The following is a 15,518-nucleotide window of genomic DNA, read 5'->3' on the forward strand; positions in this document are numbered from 1 at the left end:
CTGGGTGGACCACGCCACACGCCGGCCGGTCGGTGCGCCCGATCAGCCGAGGTCACCGCGCTTCCGGTGCGGCTTGGCGTAACGCGTCTGACGGGCAATCGCTTCGAGATCGCTCGCTTCGTACATCTCGTCAACGAGGTCGCCGAACGCCGCGAGAATCGGCGCCCTCCGGATGGTGCCTTTGGCAGTGAGCTCGCCGTTCGCGATCGACAGTTCCCGCGGCAACACCCGGTACTTCTTCAACTGAGCAGGACGCGACAACTCAGCGTTCACCGTGGCCAACCACGCCGTCAGCGCTTCGTCGCGTTGCCGTGCCGACAGCTCCCTGGCTTGGTGGCTCAGACTCAGTAGCACTGCCAGATACTTGCGCCCGTCGCCCACTACGATCGCCTCGTCGATCAAAGGACTGGCCTTGAGACGCACCTCGATCGGCTGCGGGTTGACCATCTTGCCCCCGCTGGTCTTCAGGACGTCTTTCAACCGGCCGATGATCTTCACTTCACCGTCGGGGGCGAGTTCGACCAGATCGCCGGTACAGTACCAGCCCTCCGACAGCGCCGCTTCGGACGCCGCGGGATTCTCCCAGTAACCGACAAACAGCGAAGGAGTGCGCAGCTGCAGTTCTCCTTGCGCGGATACTCTCAGCGCCCAACGCGGATCCGGCAAACACTTGCCGATGGTTCCCGGCTCGGGAAACGACCGATCCCATTGCGCCAGAACCGAACCGCAGGTTTCCGTGGTGCCGAAAAGCTCACGCAGGTCCAGACCCCACATGTGCCACAAGGCCGCCACATCGGGTGTCATGCTTCCTGATGCCGTCCAGGTCACCTGGATACGATCCATCCCCACCTTGGCCAACAACGGCAGGAACACGACCCTGCGGGCCAGCCCGCTGGCTGCGGCGAGATACCAGGGCAGGTCACGCTGCTGCCAGCGCCGAGCACTGACCACGCGGGCAACACCCATCGCCACACGGTAGGTCAACTGAAACACGGTGCCCGAGTCCGACAGCGCCTGCAGCGCCTCGGCGGCGAGCTTCTCGTGCATCCGCGGCGGCCAGAGCACCGCCGTCGGCCGCACACCGATCAGAGCGTCCAAGCGTTCGTCGATGCTGCAATGGGTGACGACCAGGCGGGTCATGATGGGCGCGTAGATCGCGATGAGAGCCGGCGCAACGTGCGACAACCCCAGAAAGCCCACCAGATCGTGGCGGGCGCGCCCCAAGTCGGGATAGGACATGGCGAAGCCGAGCACTGAGTACTGGATCGTTCGGTGGGTGTGGGTGACGCCTTTGGGGGCACCGGTAGATCCCGACGTGTAGAACAGGCCCGCCGGTTGATCGATGTCGCCACTGTCGACCAGGGAATCGAACAGCGCAGGAGAGTCGGCGGCGTGCTGTCGGCCCACCACCCGCAGTTCCTCCCAAGTCTGCGCTGTGGCGTCTCCAGCGGGGCCGGAAGGGCGCGTGTCCAGCCCGATGGCCGCGCGCAGATGCGGGAGCTCAGGGACCAACGCGGCCAGTACCCCGGCGTCGTCGGCCGTTTCGACGATCATCGCCACGGCCGAGCTGTCCTGGAGTACGTGCCGGACCTCCGAGAGTGAGCTGGTCTGGTGCACACCCACGGGGATGCCCCCGATGCTGAGGATCGCGTGCGCCGCGATCACCCACTCAGGGCGGGTTCCGGACAACACCGCCACACGTTCGCCCGCGGTGATACCCAGCCGGTGCAGACCCAACGCCGCCTCGCGCACTTCGACGAGATAATCGCGCCACGTGGTCGGGCGAGTGACACCGGCCGACCAGCTCTGGAAGGCGACGCCGTCCGGTTCCGATCTGGCACGCGCGCGAAGCATCTGCGGGAACGTCTGTTCGACGGCCTCGAAGCCGGTCAGGGAGGACAGCACGGGCTCTCCCGGCTTTACCCCCGCATCCGACGGTACGGCCACGGCATCATCACTCATCAGTCCAAATCCTCAGTTGGAATGCCCGGCTGACCACCGGGGAACCGCACAGTCATGGTCATCACCGGCCGGTTTCGTATGCATGGGCGTCCCTCGCACAGCGTACGGTTCATTACTGGCAATCGGCGGCAGATGTCCCTCGATGTGAACGGATATTAACGTATTGCGGTTGGACGACTTTGTCAATCATTGGGCGACGGGACGACGCACCGCGGACCCGCCGCTGACGGCTCACGCCGGTGTCCAGGAACGGTGCTGAACCGCACTGCCTCCCTCGGCGCATACCGACTGGATATCGTGATGGTCATGACAGACGACGAAGGCCGAGCCAAAGCGCCGCGCGCGAGGGGTTCTCGGCGAGAGCTGCTTCTGAAGGTGGCGGCGGAGCTGTTCATCGAGCATCCCTTCGACTCGGTCACGGTAGAGATGCTGTGCGCACGGGCGGGAATTTCCGCACCCGGTCTCTATCGCCACTTTCAGAACAAGCAGGCTCTGCTCATCGCCGTCGTGGAAGATCCGATCGAGTCACTGCACGAGTTCGCCCGGAAAGCCGCCGAGTCGCAGACCGATCCACACGCGGCTCTGATGGCCATGGTGGACTTCCACATTCGCAGCGTCTTGGAAGGGCCGCCGACACCACTCATCTTCCTCAAGAACGAGCACTCTTTTCCCGAGGCCGACCGGCGTCGTATCCGCCGATCCATGAATCGTTATGCCGAGGAGTGGATTTCAGTGGTGACCACTCTACGTCCGGATCTGTCCGACCCCGCAGCGCGTCTGCTGACCCAAACCGTCTTTTCGATGCTCAATGCCGCCGCGACCCTGCACAAGGGACTCGATCACGACACGATCGTCACCACCATGTCCACCGCCGCGTACCACGCACTGACGGCGTCCGCCCAACCACCGACCTGATCTGCTCTACTTCAGTAGGGCGCGGCTCATGACCACGCGCTGAATCTGGTTTGTGCCTTCGTAGATCTGGGTGATCTTGGCGTCGCGCATCATCCGCGCCACCGGGAAGTCGATGGTGTAACCGGCACCGCCGAACAGCTGTACGGCGTCGGTGGTGACCGCCATGGCGATGTCGGAGGCGAAGCACTTCGACGCCGCCGAGATGAAGCCGAGGTCGCCCTCCCCACGTTCGGCGCGGGCCGCGGCGCTGTAGACCATCAGACGGGCCGCTTCCACCTTCATCGCCATGTCGGCGAGTATGAATTGCACACCCTGGAACGTGCTGATCGACGTCCCGAACTGCTTACGGTCCTTGGTGTATTCGATGGCGGCATCCAACGCCCCCTGCGCGATACCCACCGCCTGGGCTCCGATGGTAGGCCGGGTGTGGTCCAGGGTGGCCAGCGCGGTCTTGAAGCCGGTGCCGGGCTCGCCGATGATCCGGTCACCGGGGATGCGGCAGTTCTCGAAATACAACTCGGTGGTGGGCGAACCCTTGATGCCGAGCTTCTTCTCCTTCGGGCCGACAGTGAAGCCCTCGTCGGCGGTGTGCACGACGAACGCCGAGATACCGTTGGCGCCCTTGTCGGGGTCGGTGACCGCCATAACCGTGTACCAGGAGGACTTGCCGCCGTTGGTGATCCACGCCTTGGTGCCATTGAGGATCCAGTCGTCGCCGACGGCCTTGGCGCGAGTCTTCATCCCGGCGGCGTCGGAGCCGGCCTCGCGCTCGGACAGCGCGTAGGACGCCAGGGCCCCGTCGACCAGGTCGGGTAGCACCTTTTTCTTCAGGTCTTCGGAGCCGCGCAGGATCAGGCCCATGGTACCCAGTTTGTTGACCGCGGGGATCAGCGCTGCCGAGGCGTCCACCCTGGCGACCTCTTCGATGACGATGCAGGCCGCCACCGAGTCCGCGCCCTGCCCGCCATACTCCTCGGGAACGTGCACGGCGTTGAACCCGGAGGCATTCAGGGCCTGCAGAGCCTCTTCGGGGAACCGCGAGTTCTCGTCGACATCCGCGGCGTACGGAGCGATCTCCTTCTCAGCCAGCGCGCGAATGGCCGCACGCAACTCGGTGTGCTCCTGCGGCAACTGGAACAGATCAAACGCCGGGTGGTTCATGATCGCTGCTCCAGCCGGGTCCGGACCAGTCGGGGGTCGATCGGTTCGGTCAAGTCGGCTCCTTGGATGTAGACATCTATCGGTACCACAGCGTCGACAGCGGCCCCTGTGTGCCAAAAAGTCGACGTCAGTGCATCATCGACCCGCCGAGTGCACAAGTCAGCCCCATTGAGATGCGCAATCTGCTCACCGCGTAGGCCGCACCTACCGCTGGATTGAGCAGAATGCGGGGTTTCCTCGACAACCGTTGTGCGACAGGCCTACAACGGGGTTGACTGACTGACGCTCCTCCCGCTCGGGTTCACATCCGACGGTACGACGGAGTCGAGGAAGCTCACCGGCCGCGGCCGCGGTACCCGGTGCCGAGAACGGATCCTGAGGAGGACGCTGCGATGAACGCCGGTAGGCAGTCAGCGCCACGAGCGTCGATGAGTTACGAACCGTTGACGCCCACCGCATACCTCGATCGTGCAGCCAGCTGTCACGGCGACCGCCTGGCGGTGCTGGACGGTGATCGGAAATGGACCTACCAACAACTGCACCAACGGTCCACGCAGTTGGCCGGTGCCCTGGTCCAGCTGTCATCGGGGCAGCCCGTCGCCGTACTGGCACCCAACTCACATGTGCTACTGGAGTCGCATTTCGGCGTGCCGTGGTCTGGTTCGCCGCTGATCGCCCTCAACACCCGCCTCTCGGCGCCCGAGATCGCCTACATGCTCAGGCATTCGGAGGCATCCGTACTGATCTACGATTCCATGTTCTCTGACCTCGTCGAGCAGGTGCGGGCACAGATGACCGATGCACCGGTACTCGTGCAGACCAACGACGATCAGCAGGATGACTACGAGCAGATGTTGTCGGCCGCCGCCCCGTTGCGGCGTACGCCGACCGACGAGCTGGAATTGCTGTCGGTCAACTACACATCGGGGACGACGGGAAAGCCCAAAGGTGTGATGTACTCCCATCGCGGCGCCTACCTGCAGGCGCTGGCAATGGTGGGACATACGGGTCTGTCCCCGTCGGCCGTCTATCTCTGGACCCTTCCGATGTTCCACTGCAACGGGTGGTGTTTCCCCTGGGCGGTCACAGCCGCGGCCGCGACGCATGTGTGCTTGCGCAAGGTCGACCCCTCCGACATCTGGCAACTGATCCGAAGGCAAGGCGTCACACACCTCAACGGTGCCCCGACCGTGCTGACGATGCTCGCTCACGCGCCCGAGGCGGACGCTCTGGAGGGCCCGCCTGTCCGGGTGGCCACCGGCGGAGCACCGCCCTCGCCCGCCATCCTGCGCCGGATGTCGGCGCTCGGATTCGACGTCACGCACCTGTACGGGCTGACCGAGACATACGGACCTGCCGCCATCTGTGATTGGCGCCCCGAGTGGGACGACCTGGGCGCAGACGCACGCGCCAAGATCAAGGCCCGTCAGGGGGTGGGCAACATGATCTCGTGCGATATCCGTGTGGTCGACGACGACGGCGGCGACGTGCCCGCTGACGGCGTGCACACTGGGGAGATCACGCTACGCGGCAACAACGTGATGCTCGGCTACCTCCATGACCCGGCAGCCACCGCGGCCGCCGCGCCCGACGGCTGGTTCAGAACCGGTGATGTGGGCGTGCGCCATCCCGACGGCTACATCGAGCTTCGCGATCGCAGCAAAGACGTGATCATCTCGGGTGGTGAGAACATCGCCTCGGTCGAGGTGGAGCAGGCCATCATGGAGCACCCGGCCGTCCTGGAGGTTGCCGTCATCGCGGTACCCGACCCGCAATGGGGTGAAGTACCGGCCGCCCACGTCGCTCTCAAACCCGGTTGCGAAGCCACTGCGCAGGACATCATCGATCACGTCCGCACCACCATCGCCCGGTTCAAGGCACCTAAACATGTGGTATTCGGCGATCTACCCAAGACGTCCACCGGCAAGACACAGAAGTACCTGCTACGCCAGCGCGCCTGGCAGGGTCAGGAGAAGCGCGTCCAATGATCTCGGGGCAGGAAACTCACGTCGCGGGTGACCGCCGTTCCCACCTCGACGATGCGCCGAGGGGCAAGCGGCCCTGTGATCATGACCACCCACCGAGAGGCGCATCCGTTGCAGAAGGGCTGCGAGAGAAGGTATTCGCCCATGGTTTCGGCAACTGAGCACCAGCTTGCCTGGGACCTCGCTGATGCGCTGAACCACCATTTGACCGGGGAGGAGCGCACCTGGGTTTATGTGAACTTGGGCAGCGGGCACCACCGCGCCGCAATCAACCGCCTTCTCCACATCGCGCTGCGGGGCGAGGCGGCACTGTCCCCGCCGACACTCGACCGGCTGCACGGATGGTGCCGCAACTCGCACAGCGAGGACGAGTATGCGCCGATGCTCTCGCGTTTGCGGAAGCAGCCGTCGGCCCTGCCGCCGAAGCCCTTCCACCCCGGCAGCCTCCGTCGCAGCGTTCAGAAGTAGCCCGGTGGCCGTCCGCAAGGTGTATCGCCGTTGTGCTACCGGCTGATCGGGAACTCGTTGCCGTGCGCGACCACGGGGCCTACTTCCCCGTCGCTTCTGGTCTGGTTTTCGAGCGCCGTCAACAATCGCGGTTGTCTCACGGAGCGGCTCCAATCGCTGGGTACGTCTCACTGAGCGGGGCGGTGCTCGGCCAAGGTGCGGAAGGCCGGCACCGGTGAGGCGGTGGGATCCTCGGCGAACACTTGGATGCCGATGTGGCTGGCGCCGGCGGTGAGGTGCTCGTTGATCTGTGGGTAGATCCCCTCCGGGGAACCGTGAGCGACCAGGGCGTCGATGAGCGCGTCGCTGCCTGACCCGGCGACATCTGCTGGCGTGAACCCGTGCCGCATCAGGTTGTTGGTGTAATTACGCAAGCCGAGGTAGGGATTCTGGACGGCGGAGCGGCCGATCCTTCGCGCCTTCTCATCGTCCTGGGTCAGCACGACCTTGTGCTCGGGGGCCAGAAAGGCACTGCTGCCTAGAGTTTCTCGTGCATATCGTGTGTGCGCGGGCACGGTGAGATAGGGGTGTGCCCCCAAGGTCTTTTCGCCGGCCAGTGCGAGCGTATTGGTTCCCAGGGCTCCGATCACGATCGCTTCGGCCGGCACCCTGCTATCCAGGAGCGTGTCGACATAACGGACCATCCGCCCGTACGGCTTTTCGTAGCCGTCGCGCTTTTCGGGATGGCCGAGACCGATACCCAGCAACAGGCGAGGTCCGTGGCGGTTGACGATCCGGTGGTAGTGGTGGGCGATGTTGCGGGCGTCGTCCTGCCACATGTTGATGATTGCGCTCGCGATGATCGCGTGCCTCGTCGCGGCGATCATCTGCTCGAGCAGGGTCATGCCACCCACTGGGTCTGCACCGATTCCCACCCAGATCGTCCGATAGCCCAACTCTTCGAGTTGCGGCGCATATTCGATGCGCGGTGCATCGCCGAGTGCGGGATTGAGCCATGCTCCGTATGTGCCGAACTGCTCGTGCATGTCAAATGTCTCCTTCGGGGTTCGCGCACCAACGGGCGCTGAGGTGATCGCGGCGGGGACGGCGCCCCGTTTGGGATTTGATAGGGCTCGACGGACGAGCCTGCCTCAGCCCGGTCCGAGGACGTGCCGGCCGAGGACTGCTGTCATTGCGGCGGCGGGGTGGTGCTGAAGATCGGCCAACAGATTTCTGTGGCGGTGAACGTCGTCGGCGTCGAGGGCGTGGCTCCGATGTAGTGTTCGCGGATCGGGCCCTGGTGGCTGATCAGATGCTCGTTCACATATCGACCCAGAGCCGCGTAGCTGCGGTCGATGCCGTCGTGACCACCGGGATGGGTGAGCACCGCGAACTCGGCCGCAGGCAAGACCTCGGCACGGACGCCCTCCGGAGGGTGCGCGGAATGCGGCGCCGGGACGAAGAGAGTTGCCTTGCCGTGTGATTCGAGAAACAGCGCTCGGTCGTAGAGGCCGCCCGGTTGGTCCCCCAGCCCGGCGCTGCCCGCCGCGGTAGCGGCGTCGCGCAAAGTCCTCAGCGACGTTGCGAACCAGTCGTCGATCTCGGAAACCTCGACGGTGGCGCCGACAGACCAGACGGTGAGCGCCGGCTTGCGCTGCATGTCCACGTGGGCGGGGACGCTCACCGGAGAGAGCAACTCGCGCAGCGCGCCGACGGTGTCACGAGTTTGTTGCAGCTGCACCTCCATCTGTGCGAGATGAGTAATGATGATCTCGGTGCGAGCCGCGGCGTCCTCTGTGCTCAGCAGCGCCTTGATGTCAGGAATGGACATGCCCAGCGATCGGAACCGGCGGATGATGTGTGCATGGCCGACCTGGCTGGTGTCGTAGAAGCGGTAGCCGGTGTGGGAGTCGACGTGGACTGGTTCGAGAATGCCGATGTCGTGGTAGTGCCGGAGCGCCTTCCTGCTCAGGCTGGTCATCACAGCGAAGTCACCGATCGAGACCCGTGCGCCCATGGCGTCCTCCTCTGCGTTCCGCCGCCTGTGTAGGCCGTGGGGCCCATCCTGCAGTCTGCCCCTAGGGCAAGGTCAACATGTGCGCGCGGGGTTGACCTTGCCCTTAGGGGAAGCCCCATCGTGGGGTCATGACCACAGATTGGGATGCGCTCCCGGACAGCATCAAGACGTTCATGACCGCACTCGACGCCCGAGACGCCGACCGGGCCCTCGCCACGCTCACCCCGGACGCCGTCGTGACCGACGAGGGCCGCGACTATACGGGCGACGACATCGGGACCTGGGTCGCGACTGCGGCCAGTGAGTACACCTACACCACCGAGTTCACCGGCGCGACGGTGCTCGAAGAGCAGACCGATGCGACCGTCGACGTCGGGCAGCACCTGGAGGGTGACTTCCCCGGCGGGGTCGCCGATCTGCACTATCGGTTCACCCTCGACGGCGCGTTGATCAGCCGGTTGGTGATCGAACCATGAGCAGACGATGGTTCATCACCGGGGGCACGTCCGGCGGCTTCGGAGTGGCGTTCGCCGAGGCGGCGCTGGAGGCCGGTGACCGCGTGGTACTCACCTCCCGGCGCCCGCAGGAGCTGGCGACGTGGGCCGATCAGTACGGCGAGCGGGTTCTGGTCGTCGAGCTCGAACTCACCGACGTCACGCAGGTGCAGCGTGCGGTGCATGCCGCCGAGGAGCACTTCGGCGGTATCGACGTACTGGTCAACAATGCCGGCCGCGGTTGGTACGGATCGATCGAGGGCATGGACGAGTCCGCGGTGCGGGCGATGTTCGAACTGAATTTCTTCGCGGTGCTGTCGGTGATCCGCGCGGTGTTGCCGGGAATGCGCGCCCGCGGCAGCGGGTGGATCGTCAATGTGTCCTCGGTGGCCGGGCTGGTATCGGCGCCCGGATTCGGCTACTACAGTGCGACGAAGTTCGCCCTCGAAGCCATCACCGATGCCCTGCGCGACGAGGTTGCCGCACAGGGTATCTCCGTGCTGACCGTCGAACCAGGGGCGTTCCGCACCAACGCCTACGCCGGCTTTGCCACCGAGCCCGTCGCCGAAGCGCTTCCGGAGTATCACGACATGCTCGAACGGGTCCGCGCCGCCTTCGTCGAGATGGACGGCGTGCAGCCCGGCGATCCGCACCGCGGCGCCCGCGCGGTGATCGCAGCGATGGCCCAAGACCCGCCTCCCCGCCGGCTGGTCCTGGGCAACAACGGCTACGACACCGTGATCGACACACTGGAACAGACTCTCGGCGACATCCGGGCCAACGAGACACTCTCTCGCAGCGCGGATTTCCCTGCCTGAGAGGCTCTGAGCGCGAGCAGACCCCCATCTCCGGAGCGGGCCATCGTCGGCATCGTTCATGATCGCTCGATGTTCGTACTCGTGCGACCGGCGCGCTGCCCGGCTTGGTGGTGTGGATTGACATGCCGCGGTGTTGTCGGACTCGAGCTGGCGATGCGGTGTTCAGGCTCGAGTGTGTCCTTCGTCGGGTTCGGGCCCGAACCGTTGCCGGCGATGCGTTTACGCTGATCGTCCCACTCTCTGGTGGGCGTCTCGTCGATTCTCTGGTTGAAGACTGTGCCCAATGGGTGGAGTCGCAGCGTCGTGCCGACAGCTCAAAGTTCTCTTGTCGGAGTCGACCTCCGGTGACGATGACTCAGGCCCGCGTCGGGGTCCAAGCTGCTCAATAGTCCCATTCCAGCGACGACGGACGGACCAAGGATCCTTCCGCCCAGAATCAGTGCGCCAGCCAACCCGCTGTGCCGTATCTAGGCAACGGCATGAACTCGTGGGCTCGCCTCGGAGGTTTGTTATGCGGTCCACGTCGATAGACGAGTTTCGTGATTCCGTCGCCGCTATCAACCGACCTTCAGACGGGGCAGCGCTCGCCGCGACTACTCTTTTGAGTTGCAGTCGGCGGTGGTTATGACCCAGCGACGATGACGGTCGCAGACGGCGTCGGCGCCGGGCGATCGGCCGGCCCTGAGCCCCACACCGACGGACAACCAGAACCGCATGAGCGGTCGGTAGGTTACTTGGAGTTGTTCTTCGACGTCACATTTGTTTTCGCGATGTCGCAGGTCACCCATCTGATGCTCGATGACATCTCCTTGCAGGGCTTCGGCCGGGGTGTGCTCGCTCTGCTTGCCCTCTGGTGGGCCTGGGTCTGCTACGCCTGGCTGACCAACATGTTCGATATCGCGCGCGAAATTCCCACGGCTCTAATTATTCTCGCGATGGCGGCGATGCTCATCGCGGTGATCGCCCTACCGACCGCATTCACCACCGGTGCTTTGGTTTTCGCACTGAGTTTGTTCGCAGTCCGTCTTATCAACGCCGGTATGTTCATTGCTTCGGCGTCCCAAGGTGGAGCTCAATTGGCAGCGGCTATCCGCCGATTGGTGCCCGGTCTGCTCATCGGGCCGGTATTGATCGTTGCCGGCGCATTGGCGGCCTCCCCCTACCGTGAGTTGCTGTGGGTCACCGCGGCGGCGGCTGACTTCGGCAGTCCGCTGATAGCGGGTATCAACGGACTTCGGGTCGTACCTGCGTATTTCATTCACCGTCATGGTCTGGTCATCATCATCGCACTGGGCGAAGCGATCATCGCGCTGGGGGCGGGCGCGTCCGAAAGGCTGGACCGGCCCGGTGTCCTCGGCGCTGTGCTGCTCGGGGTACTCATCACGGGCACCCTGTGGTGGACCTACTTCGGCCTCACCACCGGTGCCGAGGAGCGTTTGCGGCAGACACCCGCTGCCGATCGAGCACGGTTGGCGCGCGACGCCTACAGCTACCTACACCTACCACTCGTAGCGGGGATCGTCTTCTTCGCCCTTGGAGCCCGGGTGTCGGTGGAGCATATCGACGAGCCGTTGGCGCCGCTCGCCGCCCTCGCCCTCACCGGTGGGTTTGCGCTGTTCTACGCCGGGGAAGTGGCCTACCGTTGGCGCGACCACCATCGGCTAACCGTCGACCGACTTCTCACCGCTGCGGCAGCCCTGCTGGTGTTTCCGCTGGCGACTTCTGCCCCTGCCATTATCTCGCTGGCGGTTCTCACTGCGATTGGAGTCATGCGACTCGTGTGGGAATTGTGGCGAGGACCCCGGATCGGTGCCGAAACAGCGGAACTCGCCAGTTGACGGCGCCCCATGTCGAACCAAGCACCGGCTTGCATCCGTAGCCGGCTGCACGAAGAACATGGGAATCACGCGCAGTACTCGAAAGCGTGCTGCCTTAGCTCTTCTCAGCGCTACGCCTTAGATGAGACGAATCAGCTGAGGTGTTTAGCCTTCGCGAACTGGGCCACAATTGCGTTACAGAATGCCGGTAAGTCGTCTGGCGATCTACTGGAGACGAACTGACGATCAATCACGACGGCTTCATCGACGACGCTCGCTCCCGCCCGGCGAAGGTCGGTGCGAATGCTCGGCCACGACGTGATCCGCACTCCTGCGATGACGTCCGCTTCAGCGAGCGTCCACGGACCGTGACAGATCACCCCGATCGGCTTGCCGGTGTCCGCGAATTCCTTGACGAAGCTGACCGCATCGGCGTTCATCCGCAGTTGGTCGGGGTTTACAGTTCCGCCCGGCATGAGCAGCGCATCGTAGTCATCGGCGGATACGTCGGCCACCACGCGGTCGACCGGAAAGGTTCCGGCTGGCTCCATATCGAACTGCCGCGCTTGGATCTCACCGGGGCGCAACGAGATGATTTCGGTCGTGGCTCCCGCACCGTGCAACGCTCCGCGGGGCTGTTCCAGCTCGATCCGCTCGACGCCGTCGGCGGCCAGTATGCCGACCCGATGGCCCCGAAGTTCCTGTGTCATAGGATTATCCAGTGCGTGTTGGGTTAGGCAGCCTCGACGACGACAGTGCCATCGTCTGAGACGGTGATGACCACGTTCAAATCATCAGAGTCGTCAATGATCGTCAGCAGTTCGATCACGGCGGTGCGCAATTCGGGTGCGTCCATGTTTTCGACGGTCTTCCGGTTGTCGAGGTTGCCTCCGGGCGCCGCCGGTAGGTCTGGGGACTGGTTTCCGGTGGTGTTCTGAGCTTCGGGGTTGTTCTGGATTCCTGTGGTGTCAGTCATGAGTTCAACGGTATTCAGCTATTGCTCAGCAGTAGACGACCCGACAGGTCCATTCTCAGCGCCCGATTTCGTCATGCAGGATCACGTGATCACGTACCTGACAAATTGGGAACGGGACTCGCGGAAGCTGCCAGGTCAGTGCACAGCTACTTAGCTCGCGCCTACCTGCTGATGTTCAACCGGTACAGGGCGCTTGGAGACACCCTCTTCCGAGGGCTGCGGATACTGACCACGTGGGACCCGCGGCAGAGGTGACGGTGACCGCCTGTTTGCCGCTCTCGCTCATTCAGGAAGGTGGTCAGCGGAAGATGCGATGGGGCTCGACGAATGCTTTCGCCGCAGAATCCCGTGGGGTGGCGGGGAGCCGTCAGGGAACGTCCGGTAGGCGCTGCCGGAGTACGATCCGTATTCGAGCCATGGACGTCCTCCTTGTTGATCCGACCGTTCCGGTGTCCGTGACACACAGTGGACATGATGCCCCTGGACGCCGCCTGCGGACTCAGACATTCCAGTGCGTAAACTGTTGGCTTCGCTAGACCTGAAAGCCCAGTGCGGCGCTGTCGATCTGCCAGAGCAGAAGCTCCATCGACTCTTGCTCACCACAGGCTGGTGCGGTGCAGCGCAGAAGCGGGCATTCTCCGGATAAACCGCCGCCGGGTGAAACACACATATGGAGACGACCCGATGGATGCTCAGGAGTTTTATCGCGAAGTCGCCGAGCGCACGATGCTGTCGAAAGGGGAGGCGGCCGATCTAACCCGCGCGGTACTCGAGGTCTTGGCGACGCGAGTCAGCGCCGGAGAGGTACGCCATCTGATCCGGCAGCTCCCCGAGGAGCTTGTAAACTCAGTGCGATGGAACAGCACAGGCCCCGAGCGTTTCGGCCTGGATGATCTGATCATACGCGTCAACAGCCGTACCGGACTGACCAAGACCGAGACCATGACCGGCGTGGAGGCGGTGCTGCTCACCTTGCGGGAGGCGGTTGACCGGAAAGAGTTCAACGACTTCATGTCTCAGCTCCCTGTGGAGATCACCAAGCTGCTCACGGCGCCCAACCCGCCGCGGGCGGTGCAGCGTGCCCACGGTCCGCTCGGCACATGAACGGGTGTTGGGGGTCGATGCAGATGTAGATGTAGACACGCACTCCTGCAACTCCTTCGGTTTAGTTGCCAGCACTGAGTCTCATTTTTAGAGACGCAAGCCATTGAACGCCTCGCACAACTCGCGGAGAGTCGGCCAGCACGCCCCTCGGCCTCGCCAACATGCACCTCGCGGATGCGATTGAGGTATCGCTGCACCAGTACTGTCACGAATCAAATTGTCTAGGGAGAGAAGTCAGGCCAGCTAGCTCCGGCGAGCCGGCCACACCGGCGCACCGAGTTCGCGCGACACGGTGCGTGCGGCGTCGCGCAGGGCGTCGACATCCGCGGGCTCCAACGGCCAACGGCCGGTGGGAACAACCAGTCCGATCGCCCCGATCACCTCTCCGGATGAGTCGAACACCGCTGCGGCACAGGCACATTCACCGATGACCGCTTCCTCGACCTCGTCGGCGAGTCCGGTGGCTCGGACAACCTCAAGTTGATCGGCCAGCACCGCGGGGTCGGTGATCGTCTCACCGGTCATGCTGCGCAACGGCGCCGGCGCGTTCTCGCCGGCGGTGAACGCCAGCAGTGCCTTGCCCAGCGCGCTGGCATGGGCGGGAATCACGATGCCGACCTCGGGCATCTGACGGGTTCCGTCGGGGCGGGGCTCGTGGGCTACGACGACGATCTCGTCGAAGAGCAGCACCGCGGTCCGCACTGCACAGCCGGTGCGCCGGGCCAGCCCCTCGGCCCAGATGGCCACCCGTGCACGCAGCTCCAGCGTCTCCAGGTAGACATTGCCCAACCGCAGGGTCGCCGGCCCGAGCCGGTAGCGTCCCGAGTCCATCTCCTGCTGCACCATCCCGTGTGCGAGCAGGGTGCGGATCAAACCGTGCACCGTCGACGGCGCGAGGTCGATCGCCGCGGCGATCTCCCCCAGGCTCATCCGCCGTCCACCTTGCAACACCGTGAGGATGCGTAGCGCCCGGTCGACCGCCTGAATCATCTTCCCCGCTTCCTTCGCGCGCACCCCTTGTGCCCTCCGAAGCATAAGCGTCGTTCGAACGGATGCGGAGACACGCAACCCCGGCGCAAAGGCCACGGTCAGGCGGTCCACGCCTCTGCCGGCTTCGCGCACCCTTCGCTGAAGGTCGTCGAATGACCGAAGCAGTGTCGGCACGTCGTCGAAGAGTTGCCGGCCGGCCGGGGTCAGCTCGACATGCCGGGTGTGTCGGTGGAATAAGGGGTTGCGTCCAGCAGAGTGGTGTACGAGTCGGACCTGATCAGCGGTACCGGCGTGTCGTAGCCGAGAGATTGAAGGTCATCGCGTGATTCTTCGAGAGACCGTCCAAAGTCACTCGAGCAAAGGAATCGACGCGATGACCACTGCCCACAATATCGACCTGCCCGCTGTGCTGGCCGAACGACTCACCACGGCCCATCCCGACGTGTTGCGCGAGCTGCTTGCCACGTTCATTCACACCTTGATGGGCGCCGAAGCCGACACCCTGTGCGGGGCCGGCTACGGCGAACGCAGCAGCGAGCGCACCAACTCCCGCAACGGGTACCGGCGCCGCGAATTCGACACCCGTGCAGGCACATTGGATCTGGCAATCCCCAAGCTGCGGCACGGCTCCTACTTCCTGGAATGGCTGCTGGAACGCCGCAAACGCGCAGAGCGGGCCCCGACCACCGTGGTCGCCACCTGCTATCTGCTCGGCGTCTCCACCCGGCGGATGGACAAGCTCGTCGTCGACACTTCCCGAGCAATTGCCCAAGTCGATCACCCCTTCAGCGTGGACCCGCCGCCGTCGCCCCTGTGGCGGAGCTCGGCGACC

The 15,518-nt window shown here is 64.4% G+C and carries 14 protein-coding genes and 1 pseudogene; 8 read left to right on the forward strand and 7 right to left on the reverse strand.

Features of this window, described 5'->3' with window-relative positions; genetic code table 11:
• Nucleotides 1–42: 42 nt before the first annotated feature.
• Nucleotides 43–1,962, reverse strand: coding sequence for an AMP-dependent synthetase/ligase (locus ACNUDN_RS27690; protein ID WP_419124870.1), 1,920 nt, complete (start codon nucleotides 1,960–1,962; stop codon nucleotides 43–45).
• 252 nt (nucleotides 1,963–2,214) lie between these two features.
• Between ACNUDN_RS27690 and ACNUDN_RS27695 the strand changes: the two genes are divergently transcribed.
• On the forward strand, nucleotides 2,215–2,877 hold the full coding sequence (locus ACNUDN_RS27695) for a TetR/AcrR family transcriptional regulator (RefSeq protein ID WP_419124871.1): 663 nt from the start codon (nucleotides 2,215–2,217) through the stop codon (nucleotides 2,875–2,877).
• 6 nt (nucleotides 2,878–2,883) lie between these two features.
• Here the strand turns inward: ACNUDN_RS27695 and ACNUDN_RS27700 are convergent, their stop codons facing one another.
• Nucleotides 2,884–4,038 carry an acyl-CoA dehydrogenase gene (locus ACNUDN_RS27700; protein WP_419124872.1) on the reverse strand — a complete coding sequence of 385 codons (1,155 nt, stop codon included), beginning with the start codon at nucleotides 4,036–4,038 and terminating at the stop codon, nucleotides 2,884–2,886.
• Between the two features lie 428 nt (nucleotides 4,039–4,466).
• On the opposite strand from ACNUDN_RS27700, the gene ACNUDN_RS27705 reads away from it, so the two are divergent.
• Both ACNUDN_RS27705 and ACNUDN_RS27710 read left to right on the forward strand, forming a co-directional pair.
• A complete protein-coding gene (locus ACNUDN_RS27705) occupies nucleotides 4,467–6,026 on the forward strand; it encodes an AMP-binding protein (protein WP_419124873.1) in 1,560 nt (519 codons plus the stop codon).
• Between the two features lie 141 nt (nucleotides 6,027–6,167).
• Nucleotides 6,168–6,491: a hypothetical protein gene (locus ACNUDN_RS27710; protein WP_419124874.1), complete on the forward strand. Its 324-nt coding sequence runs from the start codon at nucleotides 6,168–6,170 to the stop codon at nucleotides 6,489–6,491.
• A 167-nt stretch (nucleotides 6,492–6,658) separates the two neighbouring features.
• Here ACNUDN_RS27710 and ACNUDN_RS27715 read toward each other — a convergent pair whose 3' ends face one another.
• On the reverse strand, nucleotides 6,659–7,516 hold the full coding sequence (locus ACNUDN_RS27715; protein ID WP_419124875.1) for a TIGR03620 family F420-dependent LLM class oxidoreductase: 858 nt from the start codon (nucleotides 7,514–7,516) through the stop codon (nucleotides 6,659–6,661).
• A 143-nt stretch (nucleotides 7,517–7,659) separates the two neighbouring features.
• On the reverse strand, nucleotides 7,660–8,487 hold the full coding sequence (locus ACNUDN_RS27720) for a MerR family transcriptional regulator (protein WP_419124876.1): 828 nt from the start codon (nucleotides 8,485–8,487) through the stop codon (nucleotides 7,660–7,662).
• A 128-nt stretch (nucleotides 8,488–8,615) separates the two neighbouring features.
• Between ACNUDN_RS27720 and ACNUDN_RS27725 the strand changes: the two genes are divergently transcribed.
• The 3 genes from ACNUDN_RS27725 (at nucleotide 8,616) to ACNUDN_RS27735 (ending at nucleotide 11,637) form a co-directional block, all read left to right on the forward strand.
• Nucleotides 8,616–8,963: a nuclear transport factor 2 family protein gene (locus ACNUDN_RS27725; protein WP_419124877.1), complete on the forward strand. Its 348-nt coding sequence runs from the start codon at nucleotides 8,616–8,618 to the stop codon at nucleotides 8,961–8,963.
• Nucleotides 8,960–9,799, forward strand: a complete 840-nt coding sequence (locus ACNUDN_RS27730) for an SDR family NAD(P)-dependent oxidoreductase (RefSeq protein WP_419124878.1) — start codon at nucleotides 8,960–8,962, stop codon at nucleotides 9,797–9,799. The genes ACNUDN_RS27725 and ACNUDN_RS27730 overlap by 4 nt, the downstream gene beginning before the upstream one ends.
• 638 nt (nucleotides 9,800–10,437) lie before the next feature.
• On the forward strand, nucleotides 10,438–11,637 hold the full coding sequence (locus ACNUDN_RS27735; protein WP_419124879.1) for a low temperature requirement protein A: 1,200 nt from the start codon (nucleotides 10,438–10,440) through the stop codon (nucleotides 11,635–11,637).
• A gap of 131 nt (nucleotides 11,638–11,768) precedes the next feature.
• On the opposite strand, the gene ACNUDN_RS27740 is transcribed toward ACNUDN_RS27735, so the two are convergent.
• Nucleotides 11,769–12,326, reverse strand: coding sequence for a type 1 glutamine amidotransferase domain-containing protein (locus tag ACNUDN_RS27740; protein WP_419124880.1), 558 nt, complete (start codon nucleotides 12,324–12,326; stop codon nucleotides 11,769–11,771).
• 23 nt (nucleotides 12,327–12,349) lie between these two features.
• Nucleotides 12,350–12,592, reverse strand: coding sequence for a hypothetical protein (locus tag ACNUDN_RS27745; protein ID WP_419124881.1), 243 nt, complete (start codon nucleotides 12,590–12,592; stop codon nucleotides 12,350–12,352).
• A 684-nt stretch (nucleotides 12,593–13,276) separates the two neighbouring features.
• On the opposite strand from ACNUDN_RS27745, the gene ACNUDN_RS27750 reads away from it, so the two are divergent.
• Nucleotides 13,277–13,696 (forward strand): DUF2267 domain-containing protein, encoded by a 420-nt coding sequence (locus ACNUDN_RS27750; RefSeq protein ID WP_419124882.1) that lies wholly within the window; start codon nucleotides 13,277–13,279, stop codon nucleotides 13,694–13,696.
• Nucleotides 13,697–13,939: 243 nt separating this feature from the next.
• Here the strand turns inward: ACNUDN_RS27750 and ACNUDN_RS27755 are convergent, their stop codons facing one another.
• The gene (locus tag ACNUDN_RS27755) at nucleotides 13,940–14,686 is read right to left on the reverse strand and encodes an IclR family transcriptional regulator (protein WP_419124883.1); all 747 of its coding nucleotides are present in this window, start codon (nucleotides 14,684–14,686) and stop codon (nucleotides 13,940–13,942) included.
• Nucleotides 14,687–15,059: 373 nt separating this feature from the next.
• Here ACNUDN_RS27755 and ACNUDN_RS27760 point away from each other — a divergent pair.
• Nucleotides 15,060–15,431, forward strand: a pseudogene (locus tag ACNUDN_RS27760) (transposase); the annotation flags it as partial.
• Between the last annotated feature and the right edge of the window lie 87 nt (nucleotides 15,432–15,518).

This window comes from Mycobacterium sp. smrl_JER01 (genome assembly GCF_048513595.2).
Classification (GTDB): domain Bacteria; phylum Actinomycetota; class Actinomycetes; order Mycobacteriales; family Mycobacteriaceae; genus Mycobacterium.